Source organism: Clostridium sp. LS3 (assembly GCF_055330225.1).
This window is the reverse complement of sequence record NZ_CM143921.1, coordinates 2357154-2377132: the sequence shown is the minus strand read 5'-3', so window position 1 is coordinate 2377132 and position 19979 is coordinate 2357154. Positions and strand designations below refer to the sequence as shown.

At 28.4% G+C, this 19979-nt stretch carries 10 protein-coding genes; all 10 read left to right on the top strand.

The window, feature by feature from the left end:
- The first annotated feature begins 34 nt into the window (after positions 1 to 34).
- The 10 genes from ACZJV1_RS11150 (at position 35) to lacZ (ending at position 19647) form a co-directional block, all read left to right on the top strand.
- Entirely contained in the window at positions 35 to 634 is a 600-nt protein-coding gene (locus ACZJV1_RS11150) for a 50S ribosomal protein L25 (RefSeq protein ID WP_463650167.1), read from the top strand.
- Between the two features lie 122 nt (positions 635 to 756).
- Positions 757 to 2481 carry a phospho-sugar mutase gene (locus tag ACZJV1_RS11145; protein ID WP_463650166.1) on the top strand — a complete coding sequence of 575 codons (1725 nt, stop codon included), beginning with the start codon at positions 757 to 759 and terminating at the stop codon, positions 2479 to 2481.
- Positions 2482 to 3121: 640 nt separating this feature from the next.
- The gene (locus ACZJV1_RS11140) at positions 3122 to 4897 is read left to right on the top strand and encodes a sensor histidine kinase (protein ID WP_463650165.1); all 1776 of its coding nucleotides are present in this window, start codon (positions 3122 to 3124) and stop codon (positions 4895 to 4897) included.
- The gene (locus ACZJV1_RS11135) at positions 4890 to 6503 is read left to right on the top strand and encodes a response regulator transcription factor (protein ID WP_463650164.1); all 1614 of its coding nucleotides are present in this window, start codon (positions 4890 to 4892) and stop codon (positions 6501 to 6503) included. Before ACZJV1_RS11140 ends, ACZJV1_RS11135 begins: the two co-directional genes overlap by 8 nt.
- Before the next feature lie 5 nt (positions 6504 to 6508).
- Positions 6509 to 7123 carry a DUF624 domain-containing protein gene (locus tag ACZJV1_RS11130; protein WP_460287409.1) on the top strand — a complete coding sequence of 205 codons (615 nt, stop codon included), beginning with the start codon at positions 6509 to 6511 and terminating at the stop codon, positions 7121 to 7123.
- A 202-nt stretch (positions 7124 to 7325) separates the two neighbouring features.
- A complete protein-coding gene (locus ACZJV1_RS11125) occupies positions 7326 to 8603 on the top strand; it encodes an ABC transporter substrate-binding protein (protein WP_460287407.1) in 1278 nt (425 codons plus the stop codon).
- Between the two features lie 74 nt (positions 8604 to 8677).
- On the top strand, positions 8678 to 9559 hold the full coding sequence (locus tag ACZJV1_RS11120) for a carbohydrate ABC transporter permease (protein WP_460287405.1): 882 nt from the start codon (positions 8678 to 8680) through the stop codon (positions 9557 to 9559).
- A gap of 5 nt (positions 9560 to 9564) precedes the next feature.
- Complete coding sequence (locus ACZJV1_RS11115) at positions 9565 to 10467, top strand: carbohydrate ABC transporter permease (RefSeq protein ID WP_463650163.1); 903 nt, start codon at positions 9565 to 9567, stop codon at positions 10465 to 10467.
- A 744-nt stretch (positions 10468 to 11211) separates the two neighbouring features.
- The gene (locus ACZJV1_RS11110) at positions 11212 to 16347 is read left to right on the top strand and encodes an endo-alpha-N-acetylgalactosaminidase family protein (RefSeq protein WP_463650162.1); all 5136 of its coding nucleotides are present in this window, start codon (positions 11212 to 11214) and stop codon (positions 16345 to 16347) included.
- Positions 16348 to 16608: 261 nt separating this feature from the next.
- Entirely contained in the window at positions 16609 to 19647 is a 3039-nt protein-coding gene (gene lacZ, locus ACZJV1_RS11105; protein WP_463650161.1) for a beta-galactosidase, LacZ type, read from the top strand.
- Positions 19648 to 19979: the final 332 nt, after the last annotated feature.

The following is a 19979-nucleotide window of genomic DNA, read 5'->3' as shown; positions in this document are numbered from 1 at the left end:
TTTGAGGAGAATCTTATTAATAGGAGGAAGTACTGTGAACAATTTAAATTTAAATAAAAGAGAGGCAAATATACCTAATAATGCTAAGAAATTAAGAAGACTAGGAAAAGTACCAGGAGTACTTTATGGAAAAACTTTAAATGGATTTATGTTTGAAGTGGGAGAATTAGAATTATGTAGAGAGATTTCTAAAAAAGGCGAACATGGTATTTTAAATGTTAATTTAAATGGTGATAATCATAAAACTTTAATAAAGAGTGTTCAAAGAGATCCTGTAACACATAAAATCATTCATTTAGATTTAGAAGAGTTAGAAGAAAATCAAAAAATAATATCATCTGTTCCTATTCATTATATAGGAGAAGATACTTTAAATAAAAGAGGAATGGTATTACAAAAAGAAAAAGATCGTATAAAAATTGAATGTACAGCGGATACTTTACCAAAGTATGTAGATATAAATGTAAATAGAAGTGCAGATGGTTATGTTTATAGGATTGGAGATTTAGAGGTAGCATCTGAGTTATCAATAATTGATAATTTAGCTACTGTAATAGCATCAGTAAGTTATGAAAGAAAAACTGTAAGTGACGATATGGAAAGAGTAATAGAAGAAGATAGTAAAAAGAAATAAAAAAAAACAACTAAAAATGTAAAGAGATACAATATTTACTCTCTTTACATTTTTTTATTCCACAATTAAATTTTTTAGTGTATAATATTACCTGATTATTAAGTTTTAGGAGGGGTAGCACGATGTATAGAGAAAAATATAATGATTGGTTAGAATCAAATATTGTAGATGATATAATGAAGGAAGAATTAAGAAGTATAAAAGATGAAAAAGAAATTGAAGATAGATTTTATAAAGATCTTGAGTTTGGAACAGGTGGGTTAAGAGGTATTATTGGTGCAGGAAGCAACAGAATGAATATATATACTGTTTCTAAAGCAACTCAAGGATTTGCAAATTATTTAAATGATAAATTTGAAAAACCTTCAGTAGCAATAGCATATGACTCAAGAAATATGTCAAAGGAATTTTCTAAGGCAGCAGCATTAACACTTTGTGCTAATGATATTACTGTTTATTTATATGAGGATTTAAGACCGACTCCAATGCTTTCTTTTGCAGTAAGGCATTTAAATTGTACAGGAGGAATAGTTGTTACAGCATCACATAATCCTAAAGAATATAACGGTTATAAGGTGTATGATGAATTTGGTGGCCAAGTTACTGATGAAAAGGCCAATATAATAATAAATGAAGTTAATAAAATAAATAGTTTTGATGAAATTAATACAATAAATGAAGAGGAAGCTTTAGAAAAAGGCTTATTAGTATATATTGGAGAAGCAGTAGATAAAGCTTATATAGATGCTGTAAAAGGCTTAACAATAAGAAAAGGTTTAGTAAAAGAAAATGCGAAAGATTTAAAGGTTATATATACTCCAATTCATGGATCAGGAAATATGCCAGTTAGAAGAGTACTTAATGAACTTGGATATACAGGGGTGTCAGTGGTTAAAGAGCAAGAAGCTCCAAATGGAAACTTCCCAACTGCATCATATCCAAATCCTGAAGAGCCAGCAGTATTTAAATTAGCTTTAGAAATGGCAAAGTCTGAAAATCCAGATGTTATATTTGCGACAGATCCAGATGCAGATAGAATAGGTGTTGTTGTAAAAGATAGTGAAGGTGAATACAGAGTTTTAACTGGAAATCAAACAGGATTATTATTAACTCAATATATTCTAGATGCTTTAAAGGAAGAAGAAAAACTACCAAAGGATGGAGTTGTTATTAAAACTATAGTAACAACAGATGGAGCTAAAAAAATTGCAGAGGCTTATGGAATTGAACTTATAGAAGTTTTAACTGGATTCAAGTATATAGGTGAAAAAATAAGAGAATTTAAAGAGAATAAAGACAAAACTTATCTTTTTGGATTTGAAGAAAGCTATGGATATTTAGCAGGAGACTTTGTAAGAGATAAGGATGCTGTAATAGCAGCAATGCTAATAGCAGAAATGACATTATTCTATAAAGAACAAGGAAAGAGTTTATATGATGGTTTAATAGAGTTATATGATAAATATGGCTATTTTAAAGAAACTTTAGTATCATTTGAACTAAAAGGAAAAGAAGGCGGAGAAAAAATATCTAAGTGTATAGATTCCCTTAGAAATGAAAAGCTTGTTGAATTAAATGGTATAAAAATAGTTAATAAATATGATTATAAATTAAGCATTGAAGAAAATACGATAAGTGGAGATAAAAATGAAATCAATCTTCCAAAATCAAATGTTCTTAAGTTTGTTTTAGAAAATGGATCGTGGTTTGTAGTTAGACCATCAGGAACAGAACCTAAAATGAAAGCTTATGTAGCTATTAAAGGTACTGGATTAAAAGATTCAGAAGAAAAGTTAGAAAGCTTTAAAAATGAAGTTGTAAATTTAATTAACTCAAAATTAAATTAATACAAAATGAGTAGGGAATATGCCCTACTCATTTAATATCTAAAAGTTTAAAGCTTTGAAAATTTGATTATATAAGGTTTTTAGTAATTAAATGTGGAAAAGTAGATTTATTTTATACTTTCCGTACCTTCAGTTTTTATGTGGACATATGTAAGTTTAACTTGGAGCGGATCGAGGAAATAAGTAATCTTATATATTTCCACTTTTTTATTTAAAAGCATTAAAATAATATAGAACTCCTATAACAATAAAATGTAAACTCTGATTAAATATGCAAATATTAGAAAATATTAATGTAATTCACATTACATTAATATTTTCTGATATTTGTTTTTTTCTTTTGAAAAAAGGTATTAAGAAATTCAATATTTTATAAAAAATTATGTAATATGACTTTTTAGAAAGAAGATAAAGAAATAATGATGAAATGTAAAATTAATAAGAAAAAAAGTTTGAACTTAAAGAAATTATAAAAGCAAAAAATCCACAATTATTTTATCGTCTATGAAAGGAGATTTTTTGTAAACTAGATAAATAAAGAAATTTAAGGTTGTAATTGAAGTAAATGTAAAAATATTATAGAATTGATAATATAAGCAATTAATTTATTAAATATAAAATAAAGTATTAAGAGGTTTATATGTTTACTAATAAAAGTATGTCAAAAAGGTTTATAGTTAGTTTTATGCTATTTATAATTATTCCAGTTATAGTTATAACTCTTATTTTTAATAGATTGTATGTAAATATATTAATATATAATTATAATGAAAAGGTCCAACAAATTATGGAACAATTAGCTATTGATTTGAAGAATGAATTTAAAAGAATGTCACTTTCTGTTGCTAAGGTTTCTACAGATGAGGAATTATTAAGACTTGTAAATAATGCTTATTATGAAGAGGATGCAGGAAAGAGACTAGAATTATCAAGGCAAATAAATTCTAAACTAGACTATTTATTTGCCTATTTGGGAGAAGTAAATTCCATTACTTTTTTATCTAAGGATGGAAGAGAAGTAAAGTATAAAGAGCCCTTTTATAAAGGAAAATCTAGCATTAGAAATAATTTATTATATAAGCAGTGTATAGAGAACAAGGATAAAGTAGTTTATTTAAACGATTTTAGACCCGAAAGCATAAATACTGTAGAATTTTTATTTGGAATTAGTCCAAGCATTAACTACTCTAATACAAGTACAGATCTTATTTGTTTTGAAATGAAAAATGATGTTTTAAAGTCTATATGTTCAAAATTTTCTAGTACGCAAATAGGAGAAATGATAATTGCTGATTCAAATGGAAAAATTGTAATTGCACCATATAAGGAATTAATAGGAGAGAATGTTAAGGATATAGATTATATTAATTTAGCAATTGAAAATAAACTAGATTATTATAAGTATAGATCAAAGAATGGAATTAAATATATTACCAGATATTCAGCAAATGAATTAGATTGGAAAATTATAAATATTATTGATTATAATAACCTTACAAATGACACATCGAATGCTATGAATACATTGTTATTAATATTTTTTATTATAATTTTACTATATCTTATATATTGTAAGATATTTTTTACTGAAATAATAAATCCTATAAAAAGTTTAATGAAGAAAATGGATAATGTACAAAATGGCAAATTAGATGAGATTAATAATATTGAAAGTAATATTTACGAAATTAAAGAGCTTAATATCAATTATAATAAAATGATTAATAATATAAAGGAATTGATGATAGAAAGAGATTTAAAGGAGAAAGAAAGATCAAAGCAGGAAATGAAGGTACTTCAAGCACAGATTAATCCACATTTTATATACAATACGTTAAACGTTATCAAATTGATGGCTACCATATCTAAGGTTGACAATATAAGAAGCGTAACTGATTCATTTATGAAGCTTTTAGCATTGACATTTAAAAGTAATTCTAGCTTTATTACAATAAAAGAAGAATTACAATATATAACTAGCTATTCTGAAATTATGAGAGTTAGATTTGGAGATAATTTCAATCTTATAATGAATTTTGATGAATCACTAAAAGATTTATATATTATTAAATTAGTATTGCAGCCTATTGTAGAGAATTCAATTGTTCATGGGCTAAATGAGCTAGAGGGAAGTAAGGATATAATTATTAAGGGATACTTAAAAGAAGATAAGCTTATTATAGAAGTAATAGACAATGGTGTAGGTATGTATGAGGAGGATATTACAAAGATTTTTGAAAACCATAATAAATCTAAGACCAGTCTTAATGGAATTGGAATTAAGAATACTGAAAAGCGTATTAAATTAAATTGTGGAGATGAGTATGGTATCAAAATAGATAGTGAAAAATATAAATTTACTAGAGTAACTTTGATACTCCCAATTATTAAAGATAGAGGTAATGATTATGTATAAAATGCTTTTAGTTGAGGATGAACCTATTGTAAGGCTTGCTTTAAAAACCCAAGTTAATTGGCAAGAGTATGGATTTGATGAAATTTTGGAGGCTGCTGATGGTGCAAAAGCACTGGATATAATTAGAGAATGTAATGATATTGATATAGTAATAACGGATATTAATATGCCTGGTGTTAATGGCATTAAGTTAATAGAGGAAACAAAAAAATTTAATAATGATATTCAATTTTTGGTTTTAAGTGCTTATGACGATTATGAGTTCGTAAGAAAGGCATTTAAGCTAGGTATAAATGATTATACTTTAAAAACTGAAATGGATATGGAAAAAATATTACACACTGTCCTTAATATGACTAATACATCAAAAAAGCAAAAAACTGTTAAAGAGAAAAAGCTAGATAAGGAAAAGGTTAAAAGCAGGCTTTTAGTTGGAGATTTAAATGTTGAAGAGTTAAGGGAGAGTGGATTAAGGTTATATGGTAATAACTACGTATGTTGTTATATTATTATTGATAATTTTAATATTATTAAGCGTAGATATAGTAACAATGACTTCAAGGACCTTATATCTTCTTTCAAAAATGCTGTTATGCAAGTATTTAGTACAATAAATAATGGAGAAATTTTAGCCAGATCACCTAAGGAATATGTAATATTTTTTAGTTTTCAAGATGATAGTAGTGAAAATCTAAATAATAGATTAAGAGATATTTTAAAGAAAATTAGATATACCCTTTGTACATTTCTAAATATAGATATTACTGTAGGGGTTAGTGGTTTTATCAGTAAAGTTGAAGAAACAAATATATTATTTAATGAAGCTCAAAGAAATGCAAAGATGAGGTTTATTTTTGGTAAAGGAAAAGATATTTTTTCAGAACATGTGGAAGAATTAAATAAGATAAAAAAGAATAAAAATAATAACTTGACTCAACAAATTATTAGAGAAATGGATAAAAGTAACGGGCTTCTTAGATCTATCGACGAACTAAATGAAAAAAGATGTTTGGAAGAGATGAAGAAAATTTTAAATATACAGAAGTTATCCTTTAAAGATAAACTTGATAATGGATATATTTATTATTTAGAAATTGTATTAATGATGGTTCAATACGTAATAAAAGATGAAGATAATAATTTAGAAGATGTAATTGGAGAAGAAATAGATTTATATAATGATATAAGAAAATTCGAGACAATTAAGGAAATAGAAAATTGGGTACTAGAGATTTTAACTAAGGTTATTTCTTATTTGAAACATAATAAGCAAAGGGAAAGTAATGTAGTAAAAGAGGCCAAGGAGTATATATTAAATAATTATTCAAAAAATATAACTTTAGAGTCAGTTAGTAAACAAATAGGCTTTAGCAAGATATATTTTAGTAAAATATTCACAGAAAAATTTGGTGATAATTTTATTAAATATTTAACTAATGTTAGAATAGAAAATGCTAAAAAACTTTTAGAGGAAACAGATATGAAAATATATGAAATATGTGATAGTGTTGGATATCATAATATTGAACATTTTAGTAGAACCTTTAAGAAAATCGTGGGATTAAGTCCACTACAGTATAAAAATAAAAAAATTGAAAGTAGGTAATATATATGAAAGGAATATTTAGCTATGATGGGCCAATATATAAGATTTGTGAATTAATATATGAAACATGTATGTTAAATATATTATGGATTATTGGATGTATACCTATAGTTACTATTGGAGCATCAACTACAGCGCTTTACAGTGTTTATAACTCAAAGATTAGTGGAAAAGGTTATAAAATTTATAGTGATTTTTTTAAAGCTTATAAGAAAAATATTAGACAAGCTTCTATATTAGGAACAATTATAACCATTATGTTATGTATTGGTATTTATAATATGACTAGAATAAACAGTTTTAAGGGTAACTATGTATGGTTACAGTATGTTCATATATTTATAATTTTTCAAATTCTACTTATAAGCAATTATATATTTCCATTAATTGATAGAACTACTATGAATATTACGGATATAATAGTTAATGCTGTAGTTTTAGCATATAGAAATATAATTATAAGTATTATAAATGTAGTTGTATTAGCTCTATTAATAGTATCACTTTTATTTAAACCAGTGACAATATTGTTTTTTATGGGGATATACGGATTAATAAGTAGTTATTTAATTAAAAGGGTATTTGAAGCTGTAAAAGATTATACATATAAAGAAAAGTAATATAAATCAAAAAAAAATTAATAAATATCATTGTTCTACTATATGTAAATAATGTAATTTAAACGAAGGTAATATAAATCAAAAAACAGTTAAATAATATCATTAAAATAAACTTACTAAATGTTTAAAATATAATTGTAAGCATTTAGTAGGTTTATTTTAATGTTTACAATAGGGTATAAAGAATTAAGGGGGAGATAATATGTTAAGTAAAGGCTTAAAAAGAAAAATATGTTTTATGGTTGCAGGAGTAAGCATATTTGGTTTAGCTACAGTTGGATGTTCTAAAAATAGTCCTAATTCAAAAAAGGAAGTTACATTAAAACTTGCAACTTGGGGTGAAGGCGATTATAAGTATATGACAGAAACAAAGAAATTAGCAGAAGCTTATAAAAAGGATCATCCAAATGTTAATATTGAAGTTGAACTAATTGCTAAAACAGAATATGACAATACAATGAAAATTAGAAATACAGCAGGAGAATTGCCAGATGTATTCCCAGTAAGACAAGCAAACTTATCATTATATGCAGATACCATGGTGCCTTTAAATGATTTAAAGGCAGTTGAAAACAATATATATGCTAAGGAAACAATGATTAATGGAAATGTTATAGGTATTCCACAAGCTGTATTTAATGAATTTGTATATTACAATAAGAATATTTTCAAAGAGTACAATATAGAAATTCCTAAAACTTGGGATGAATTTATTAAAGTAGCTGAAACTATAAAAGCTGGAGGCAAATATACACCACTTTTATTAGGTCTTAAAGATTCATGGGTAGATTATCCATTTAACGAATATATGCCTATGCTAGAAGCTGGTGATGGCCAAATTTACAACAAAATGGCTACAGAAGATGCACCATTTTCAAAAGGAACACCATTTAACACATCATATAATAAAATACAAAAATTATATGATGCTAAAGTATGTGGAAATGATGCATTGGGATATGGATGGGATCAAGCAGGAGCAATGTTTGCAGCTGGAGAAGGAGCAATGATAGCATCTGGTTCTTGGTATAAAGATCAATACAACCAAGCTGGCGGGAAGGATGAAAACATAGGAGTATTCCTATTACCAACAAGAAATACTACTTCTGATCCATTCTATACAACTGCATCAACTGAATTTATGTGGGGAATTCCTAAGACTTCTAAGAATCAAGAAGCAGGAAAAGAATTCCTTGAGTGGTTCTTCGCAAGTGATTACTATGTTGATTTAATGGCTTCACAAGGGGTAAAACCTACAGTTAAAGGCTTAGAGTACAAAAATGAATTCTTTGAACAAGCTTTTAAAGGAATAGATGTAAAGCCAGTAACAGTTTTCTATGATGATGCCTATAACAATGTTATGAATGCAATGAAATTCGATGTTAAAGCTATAGGACAAAAAATGGCTGCAGGTACATCATTTGATTCAATGGTAGATGACTTAAATGCCCAATGGAAGAAAGCAAAAGCTGCTAACTAGTAGTTAAATTTAAGAAGAATAAGGTACCTTTGGATACTTTATTCTTTTTTTACAAATAAGATTGGAGGGGTATTGTGCTAGCAATTAATAGAAAAGATGCACAAAAGAATAAGTTATTATTTAGTTTTTTAGTTATACCTACAATATTAATGATAGTATTTATGTTATTTCCATTAGTAAAATTAATGGGATTGAGTTTTACAAATTGGAATGGATTAAGCGATACAAAAAATTTTGTTGGATTAGATAATTTTAGAAAAATATTTTTTGATTCTCCAGAAATCTGGTCTTCGTTAAAAAATAATGGGGTTTATTTCATTTTCCACTTATTATTCATACCAGTAGAACTTTTTATTGCATTCTTATTAGATAATAGAGTTAGAGGTTGTAAGGCTTTTAAAACCATTGTATTTTTACCATATGTAATTAATGGTGTTGCTGTTGCATGTATGTTCTCATTCTTATATAGTTCAGAGAATGGAGTGTTAAATAGTTTTCTACAATTTTTACATATGAATGAGGTTTCATGGCTAAGTGATCCTAAAATAGTTAATATGTCCCTTGCTATAGTTTCATTATGGAAATTTTCAGGGATTCATATAATATTATTTTTAGCAGCATTTCAGTCATTACCAACTGATATGGTAGAAGCTTCTCTTATTGATGGAGCAAGTAGCTTTAAACAGTTTTATCATATAGTATTACCAAATATTAAAGGCGTTGTTGAAATAATATTATTCTTAAATGTAAGAGGAGCTTTGATGATATTTGATATTCCATATGTTATGACTAGTGGAGGACCTGGAAATGCTAGTAGTACATTTACAATAGAGACTATTAAAACAGCTTTTCAATATTCAAGTTTTGGAAAGGCATCAGCTATGGCTGTAATTTTAATGATGATTATTATAGTGATTTCAGTTGTTCAGAAGAAACTACTTAAATTGAAGGGGTGATATTAATGGAAGCTAATTTGGAGAAAAAAAATAGTACTAACACTTCAATTGAAAAAAAGACTAAAAAAATAAAAAAGAAGAAGTCAATTCAAAGTGGTGATGTATTAAAATTTATGATATTTATTTTTATTGCAGTAATAGTAATTATGCCAATGCTAGTTACATTCTTTGCATCATTTAAAACTCTATCTCAAATAGGGTCAGAATCAGCTATTAAACCTCCTACAAGTTTAATGCTTGATAATTACAAGGATGTTTTTAAAAATGGTCAAGTTTTTGTTGCATTGAAAAATTCAACTATATTAGTAATAGTTACTGTAATAATAAACTCTCTTTTAAGTACTATGGTGGCATATTGTTTAACTAGGTTTGATTTTAAATTGAAAAAAGTATATTATGCTATGTTTTTGATAGGTTTAATAATACCAGGTACTGTTACTGAAATATCTAGATTTGGAATAATGACAGATTTAAAACTTTATAATACGCTACTTGCACCAATATTTATATATATAGGCGCTGATTTAATGCAAATATACATTTATAATCAATTTTTAGAGCAGATACCTCTTTCTATAGACGAAAGTGCTATGATTGATGGGGCATCATATTTTACTATATATTGGAAAATAATATTCCCTATGGTTATTCCAGCAACAGCAACACTTGGCATACTTAAGGCTGTTGATGTTTTAAATGACATGTATATTCCTTTCCTATATATGCCAGGGGTAGAGCACCGTACATTAAGTACTTTACTGTTTAATTATGTACAGAATCCTCAGACATCTTCTATGCCTAAGTTAAGTGCGGCAACAATAGTTGTTATGATTCCAACAGTAGTAATATATTTTATATTCCAAAAATATATTTTTAGCGGTGTTGCAGCTGGAGCGGTAAAGGAGTAATTAAAGAAAAATTATTTTAAGCTGAATCCTCTTAGATTTAAAGATGATTCAGCATTATTTTAAAATATCAATGTTAATTAATTCAGATTATGGGATATTATATAAAGTTAATATGTGTTAAAAACTTAATTAAAATAATTTTGGAGTATGTTGGATTTGCTAAAAATTAAAAAGAGTATCGATAGGAGGTGAATTAATTATTAAATACTCTTTTTGTATATTAGGATAAATTAAAGGGGTAATGAAATTTTAACTAAATGCCCCCTATGTAAAGAAATTTGCATAGAAAACCACTCTAATTGCTGGAAGTTCCTAAAGCTAACTAAACCACAACATGATTATGAAATAAGGGTGAGTGTGAAGGTTACGAAAGTAAAAAAAATTAGTTGGATGACATATGGTTAAATCCTAAGTGTTTTAATAATGGATAATCAGCAGCCAAGATCTGAATAGGATAAGGTTCAACGACTAGGTAGAAATACCGTACACTATAAGTTATTGGTAGTGGAAGTGGGTGGCTACCTAAACATAGTTTAAGATTAGTTATAAATTATGTTTAGGTAGGTGATATAGTCTGGACTCATGTGAAAGCATGAGAAGTTCATAAGAGAACTGTAAAGGTTTAGCTAACCTTTATGAACAAGGATAAGATATTATCAATATAGTGATAGTATAATATTATACGTGTTTTTAGTGCAAAAAAAATCAAAAAAAATATTTAAAAGGGTAAGGATACTTGGATTAGTGGTAGCATTTATAGTTACTCAAATTATACCGATATCAACATTATCAGTATTTGCAGAAGAACTTAATACTTATACTCAGAATTTTGATGATGGTAATGTAGGTGGATGGAAACCTGCTAAAGGTACACCAAAAGAACCGTTATCTGTGGTAGGTGGAAACTTAGTTTTTAAGAATAATGGAGATAATATTATAGTAGATGAAAATTCACCAGCTAAAGCAAATGGAGAATATGAATTTCAAATTACACTGCAAGGAGATGCCAGTAGAGTAGGATCAATCTTTAGATATACATCTAAAGACTCATGGGCATTTGCTGGATATAACAATACAGATGGGACATGGTTAATTGAGTGTCCAACTGGTTGGAAGGATGGTATACCGGGTCCAAAATTAGAAGCAGATAAACAATATACAATGAAGGTGAAATATGTAGGAACAAAAATCACAATGTTCCTTGATGGCACAGAAATATTTAATATTGATACATTCTCAGTAGATTCTTTGAAAAAATTTCCAACTGAAGCTGGGAAGATAGGCTTGAGATCGTGGTACAATAGTAAAACAATGCTTATAGATAATATTAAATATTCAGATGTAGCAAGTAATCCAGGTGGTGGTGTTACTAATGGGAGACCGATAACTGACACTGATGTTCTTTCATCAGGAGATATGAAGGTAACAATAGATAAGGATTTCCCTAATGTAGAGAAATATGAAAAAGACGGTAAAATAATGTATGGAACAGAGTACTCTTCAGATAAAGTGCTTATTAATGGAAAAGAATATACTCCTAAAGTAGAATATACAAATCTAGGAGAATATACACTTACTATTAATGAAATTAATGTTGTTATAAAAACAAAATTTACAGTTGATAAAAATATATTTACTATGAATATTATAGAAGTTCAGGAAAATGGAACTGATAAAGTAAAGAGTATAGAATTTGCTAATCAAAACTTATTATCAGTTCGTAGTACACAACCAGGAGCAAAGTTTGCTGGTTCTCGTATGAATAATAAAGTAAATGGTACAGGTGACGTTTTTGAAACTGTTACAGATAAAAGTGCTGTATCTAAGACTCCTACGAATTATTTATATGGTATGTTAAACACAGATGAACTTTCAGGAGCTATTTGGACAAATGCTTATTCAGATTATAGTTCAGATAATGATAATGATAGAATAAGAAAGCAAACAACAAATACTGGTGATTATACTCAAACATCACTTTGGAGTAGTTCATGGGTTTATAGAGCTGAAAATATGCCAACTACATTAGCGGAAGACAATATAATGAAAGAAATGCCAGTGGTTAAAGTTATAATAACAGAAGATGCTAATAAAGATAGTATTGTTGATTGGCAAGATGGAGCTGTAGCATTCCGTGAAATTATGAATGTTCCATTCCGTTCAGAAGATGTTCCAGATTTAGTTGTTATGCGTATTCCATTTAACTTTGCAAGTCAAGCTACAAATCCATTTTTAAAGACTCTTGATGAAACTAAGAAAATGTATCTTGCAACAGATGGATTAGGACAATGGGTAGAACTTAAAGGATATCAAGCAGAAGGACATGACCAAGCTCACTTAGATTATGGTAACCACATTGGAGAGAGACAAGGTGGGGTTGAGGATTTAAATACCTTAGTTAATGAAGGGCATAAATATGGTGGATACTTTGGTGTTCATATATCAGCTACAGGAGCAAATCCAGAAGCAAAGAATTTCTCAGAGGATGTTATAGATATTAAGAAACTAGGATGGGACTGGTTAGATGCTTCTTATGACTTTAATAAAGAAAAAATGAGAAAAGAAGCATCAGAAAATAACAGGTTAGAGAGATTAAAGGTATTAGAAGAGGCAGTACCTAATTTAGATTTTATTTATGCTGATGCATTCTTTGAGCAAGGATTCGATGCAAGAAGATTTGCTAAAGAAGTAAATTCATTAGGTTGGAATCTAACTACAGAATTTCCTTATGTATTAGAGAATGATTCTACATGGTATCATTGGTCAGTAGATTATAAGTATGGTGGCCAAGATATGAAAGGTTATAGTAGTAATATTGCAAGATTTATTAGAAATCATCAAAAGGATTCTTGGATTGTAAGACATCCACTTTTAGGTGGAACCGAGATGGATGATTATGAAGGATGGGTAGGAAGAACAAATTTTGATAATACTATTAAAATGACTTTCGATACTAATCTACCAACAAAATATATGCAACACTTCCCAATAATAAAATGGACAGAGGATACTATTAATTTTGAAAACAACATAACTGTATCAAATAAAACTGGTACAAGAGTTATGTTTAAAGATGGTATTACAATTTTAGATGGTAATAGCTACTTATTACCTTGGGATCCTAAGGAGGAAACTAAGTTATATCATTGGAATAGTGAAGGTGGAAGCACTACTTGGACATTACCAAATAGTTGGGCAGGATTAAGCACTGTTAAATTATATAAATTAACAGATACAGGACGTGTAGAAGCTGGAAATATAATTGTTAATAACAATCAAATTACTATTAATGCAGAGGCCAATGTACCATATGTTATTGATAAAGGTGAAGTAGCACCAAAGGTAATTAATGATTGGGGACAAGGTGGAATAGTTAAGAATCCTGGATTTGAAAGTTCAACATTAGATGGTTGGAATGCAGAAGGTAAGGATTTATCTATAGTAAGAAATGATAGAGGAAATTATGAGTTAAAAACTTCTGGTGAGAATACTTCAGTAGTAAGTCAAAAGCTTACAGGATTAGAACCAGGAACTTATGAAGCTTCTGTAGCTGTAGAAGTAATTGGAGATCGTAAAGCAACTATAGGTGTTAAAGATTATGGTAATGCTGATGTTTCCAATTATGCAGACATATCATTTGCTAAAAATTACATTGCTGCAGATTCGAAGCATGGAAGTTATATGCAAAGAATGTCAGTAGTTTTTGATGTTCCGGAAGGGAAAGATAATGCTACACTTTATTTAGAAGTAAATGATGGATCAGGGACTGTTGTATTTGATGATGTTAGGGTTACTAAGACAGAAAGATTTGCAAATCCTAATAATGTGTATTTCACTCAAGATTTTGAGAATGTTCAACATGGATTATATCCATTTGTAAAAGGTCCAGCTGGTGGAACAAATGATCCAAGAACACATTTATCAGAGTTACATGCACCTTATACTCAAAAGGGATGGAATGGAAAAGAAATTGATGATGTCATAAATGGACATTATTCCTTAAAGGCACACAAAGAGTCAGGTGGATTATTATATCAAACAATACCACAAACATTAAGATTTACCCCAGGAAGAAATTATAAAGTTTCATTCAAGTATGAAAATGCAATAAAAGGAGACTATGCTTTTGTAATTGGTGATGGTAAAAATCAACTTTCAATGCAAAGCTTTGACTTTGCTGATACACCTAAGGATTATATTGTTGAGTTTACAGCACCAGAATCAGGTAACTTATGGATTGGAACAATTGTATTAGGTGGACAGTCAGATTTAGTAATTGATGATCTTGTAGTAGAAGATCTTGGAGTAGGTGAATATATTGAAATACCAAAAGGTGATATAGATCCAGAAGCATCTATTGATCAATCAGATGATATAAGTTTAATACCTCAATCAGGCATGAAAGTTACTGCTTCAAGTGAAGAAACTAGTGGAGAATGGGCACCAGTAAGTAATGCTATCGATGGAGATAATGAGACTTTCTGGCACAGCAAGTGGTCAGGTAAGCCAGCAGTATTACCACATTCAATTACTCTTGATTTAGGGGATACTTATAATATTAATAAAGTAACGGTTGTACCAAGACAAGGTCAAGATAATGGAGTTATTACAAAGTATGAAATTTATACAAGTATGGATGGTGAAAATTATACTAAGGTTGCAGAAGGAGACTGGGTTGCTAATAAAGGGCTAAAGGTTGCAAGGTTTGAAACTACTGAAGCAAAATATGTTAAGCTTATTGCTTTGGAAGGTAAGAATGGATTTGCAACAATTGGGGAGTTGAATGTAGGTAAAGACATCAAAGTTGATTTAAGCAATGCTATAAAGGAAGCTTCTGATACATTGGAAAATGCTGAAATAGGTAATGAAAATGGTCAATATCCACAATCTGCAAAGGATGCTTTAGAGGAAGCTATAAAATTAGCACAAGCTGTTTTAGAAGGTGAAGGAGCAAAAGATAAGCAATTAAATGAGGCTATAGTTGAATTAAATAAGAGTATCGATATATTTAATAATAGCATTATAGAAAAGCCAGTTTACAAAAAGCATTTAGAAATAGCTGTAGAAGTTGCTGAAGAAGTAACTGAAGAAGAACTTAAGGATGTTGTCCCAGCTGTAGTGGAAGAATTCAAGGCTGCTTTAGAAGAAGCTAAGGGAATATTAGGTAATGAAAAAGTTACTCAAACTAAAGTAGATAATTCCTTTGATAGATTAAGTAAGGCTATGCAGATGTTATCATTCAAAAAAGGTGATAAAGCAGCGTTACAAGCTTTAATGGATAAAATAGCTACATTATCAGAAAATGAATTTATCTCTTCTACTTGGGTTAAGTTACAAACAGCTTTAGAAGCTGCAAACAAAGTTATGGCTGACGAAAATGCTATGGTGGAAGAAGTAAATGAAACTTATGATAACTTAATGAGAGCATTCCTAGCGTTAAGATTAAAACCAAATAAAGATATGTTAGAAGATCTAATCAATAAAGTAGAAAATATTGATAGAAATAAATATACTAATAAGAGTTTAAAATCTTTAGATAAGGCTTTAGCAAATGCAAGAACTATATTTGCTAATGAAGAAGCTACTGAAAAAGAAATTGATTCTGCAACTAAGTCTTTAGAATTAGCTTTAGCTAATTTAGAAGAAAAGGGTGGAAACAATAAGCCTGGTGAAGGAAACAAACCATCAGACGACGACAAAGAGCAAGGAGGAAAACCAACAAATGGAGGAAAGCCATCAAATGGAGGAAAACCAAGTGGATCACTTCCTAATACTGGTGGAGTTAATAGTAGCAATTTAGTTATTTTAGCTTTAGCTATAGTTGGAGTAGGCTTATTATTCTTTGTTAAGAGAAAAGATAGAAAGAAAATAAGTGAGTAAAAAGTTTAAAGTTTTTAGTAATTAGGGCAAATAATAAAAGGGATCTTCTTATATTTACTTTGTAAGAAGGTCTCTTTTCTTAATAGAAATATTAATAATAAATTAATATACAGATTGGAGAAGATTACAACATTAGTAAAAGTTAATATATATCAAAAAATACTAATAAAAATCATTCTTTTAATGGGATAAATTTATTAGAATTTAATAAAAGACTTATGAAAGTATAGAAAATTGCAAGTTGAGATAAAGGGGGATATTATGAATAACTTTGATTTGGAATGGTTAGAGGATCCAGAAATTTTTCAAGTGAATAGAATGAAATATCATTCTGATCACAAATATTTTAAAAATATGGAGGAAGCTACTTCTAATAAAACATATATGAAATCTTCATTAAATGGAAGCTGGAAGTTTAATTATGCGAACAATCTATATAATATGCAAAAGGACTTCTATAAAGAAGATTTTAGGGTTGATAACTGGGATACTATAGAGGTTCCAGGGCATATTCAATTACAAGGGTATGGTAAACCTCATTATGTAAATACAATGTATCCTTGGGATGGACATGAGAATCTTATACCTCCACAAATACCAAAGGACTTTAATCCTGTTGGTAGATATGCAAAGGATTTTTATATTAATAATGAATGGAAAGATAAACCTATTTATATATCCTTTCAAGGGGTAGAGTCAGCTTTTTATATATGGCTTAATGGAGAGTTTGTTGGATATAGTGAAGATAGTTTTACTCCAGCTGAATTTGATTTAACACCATATATAAAAGAAGGTAAAAATAGACTTGCTGTAATGGTAGTAAAATTTAGTACAGGTAGTTGGCTAGAAGATCAAGATTTTTGGAGGTTTTCAGGAATTTTTAGAGATGTATATCTTTATACAATACCTAAAACTCATATAAGAGATATGTTCATAAAGACAAGTCTAAAAAATAATTATAAGGATAGTGATCTTAATATACAATTAGATATTTTAGGCGGATTAAAAGGGTCATTAAGATTATCTTTAATAGATTCTAAAGATGCAACTTCTTTAATAAATTCTGAAAATATTATAAATATAGGTAAGAATATAGATAAATCTAAAGAAGACTGCAATTTAGAAATAAAATTTGAAGTAAACAATATAAAATTATGGAGTGCTGAAAAGCCTAATTTATATAATTTAATAATTGAAATTCTTGATGATAATAATGAAATAGTAGAAGTTGTAACTGAAAAAGTTGGGTTTAGAGAGTTTAAAATAATAAATAATATTATGCATATTAATGGAAGAAGAATAGTTTTTAAAGGTGTAAATAGACATGAATTTAGTATGTATAATGGAAGAAATATATCTAAAGAAGAAATGCTTTATGATGTTAAAACTATTAAGCAAAATAATATTAATGCAGTAAGAACATCACATTATCCAAATAACAGTTATTTCTATGAATTGTGTGATGAGTATGGTTTATATTTAATTGATGAAGCAAATTTAGAAACTCATGGAACTTGGCAAAACATTGGTAGAATAGATTATGTAAATGTTATTCCAGATGGGAAAAGTCAATGGCTAGAAGCTGTTCTTTCTAGAGCTAGTGCAATGCTTGAAAGGGATAAGAATCATCCATCAATATTAATTTGGTCCTGTGGTAATGAGTCCTTTGGTGGAGAAAATATATATAAAATGTCTCAGCTTTTTAAAGAAAGAGATGATTCAAGGTTAGTTCATTATGAGGGAGTATTTCAAGATAGAAGATTTAATGATACAAGTGATATGGAAAGCAGGATGTATGCTAAGGTTTGGGATATAGAAAAGTATTTAAATGATAATCCTAAAAAGCCTTTTATATTATGTGAATATACACATTCCATGGGAAATTCAAATGGCGGTATGCACAAATACACAGATCTTTCAGAAAAATATCTAATGTATCAAGGTGGATTTATTTGGGATTATATAGATCAAGGAATATTAACAAAAGATATATATGGAAAAGAATATATTGCTTTTGGTGGAGATTTTGGAGATAGACCAACAGATTATAATTTTTGCACCAATGGAATAGTATATGCAGATAGAAAGGTCTCACCTAAAATGCAAGAGGTTAAATATAATTACCAAAGCTTCATGGTAAATGTAGAGGAAACATCTGCTGTTATAAAAAATAATAATTTATTTATTGATATGAGCAAGTATAAATTAAAGTATTCATTATTAAAAAATGGTGAAGTAAAAGAAGAAGGCTATTTAGAAGTAGAATTATCACCACAAGAAGAAAAGAAAATTCAATTACCTATAAGCAAAGCTAAGGAGAAAGGTGAATATATTGTTAATGTATCTATAGTTTTAAAAGAAGATACATTATGGGCAAATAAAGGGCATGAAGTGGCTTATGGTCAATGTGTTTATAATGTTGAACAAGAAGAAGAGAATAAATTAGAAAAAATAGTAGTAAGTAATTGTGAATTTAATTTTGGAGTAAAGGGAGAATACTTCCAGATAATGTTCTCAAAGGCATATGGTGGGTTGATTTCTTATAAACATAGAGATGTAGAGCTTATAAGTTCAATTCCTAAACCGAATTTTTGGAGAGCTATAACAGATAATGATAACGGTAGTAAGATGGGATTTAAATCATCTATGTGGAAAGGTGCTAGTTTATATCAAAATATAATAGATATAGAAACAAAAATTAGTGATTATAATGCAAGTATATCATATACTTATGAGTTACCGACAATACCAACCACTAACTGTAAGCTTACTTATGTTGTTTATGGTGATGGAAAAATAGAGGTTGAATTAGAATATAAGGGAACTGAAAATTTACCTAATATGCTTGACTTTGGAATGATATTTAAGATTCCATGTTTATATGACAACTTAGAATATTATGGGTATGGAGCAGATGAGAATTATCAAGATAGAAATAAAGGAGCAAGACTCGATGTTTATAAAATAAAGGTTAGTGATAATGTGTCAAAGTATGTTGTACCACAAGAGTGCGGTAATAGAACAGGGGTTAGGTGGGCTAAAATTACTGATAACAAAGGCCATGGAGTAAAGATATTTGGAGATTCATTAGATTTTAGTGCATTGCCATTTACACCTCATGAACTAGATAATGCAAATCATCACTATGAATTGCCGAAAGTCTACAATACTGTTATAAAAGTATCATCAAAACAAACAGGGGTAGGTGGAGATGATAGTTGGGGGGCAACACCTCATGAAGAATATTTATTAAAGGCCAATGAAGATAGATGCTTAAAGTTTAATATAATAGCAATATAGTTTTTATTTAGGATGGTACTAATAAAAAATATTAATGGGATTATATAAAATAATATCAAAGACTTAGAGGTGTTATTTCGCTTCTAGGTCTTTATGTGTTTTAATAGTTATTATATCTGTTAAAAGATGAAATAATGGGATAGTACATACTTTTTAAAAATAGATGATTAATTTTATTGAATTTCTCAATAATTGTTAATTTTTTATTTAATAAAGATAATTTATTACATACTATTGGAGAATAAATTTTTAACTATTATACTCATTTTTTCTAGTTAATATAAATTATATTAATAAATATCATTTCAAATTTAAAAAATTTAATTTGAAAT

Bases quoted from the DNA above. Each gene is read 5' to 3' on its own strand.
- lacZ (WP_463650161.1), top strand. From the start codon at position 16,609: ATGAATAACTTTGATTTGGAATGGTTAGAGGATCCAGAAATTTTTCAA.
- ACZJV1_RS11125 (WP_460287407.1), top strand. From the start codon at position 7,326: ATGTTAAGTAAAGGCTTAAAAAGAAAAATATGTTTTATGGTTGCAGGA.
- ACZJV1_RS11135 (WP_463650164.1), top strand. From the start codon at position 4,890: ATGTATAAAATGCTTTTAGTTGAGGATGAACCTATTGTAAGGCTTGCT.
- ACZJV1_RS11140 (WP_463650165.1), top strand. From the start codon at position 3,122: ATGTTTACTAATAAAAGTATGTCAAAAAGGTTTATAGTTAGTTTTATG.
- ACZJV1_RS11115 (WP_463650163.1), top strand. From the start codon at position 9,565: ATGGAAGCTAATTTGGAGAAAAAAAATAGTACTAACACTTCAATTGAA.
- ACZJV1_RS11130 (WP_460287409.1), top strand. From the start codon at position 6,509: ATGAAAGGAATATTTAGCTATGATGGGCCAATATATAAGATTTGTGAA.
- ACZJV1_RS11145 (WP_463650166.1), top strand. From the start codon at position 757: ATGTATAGAGAAAAATATAATGATTGGTTAGAATCAAATATTGTAGAT.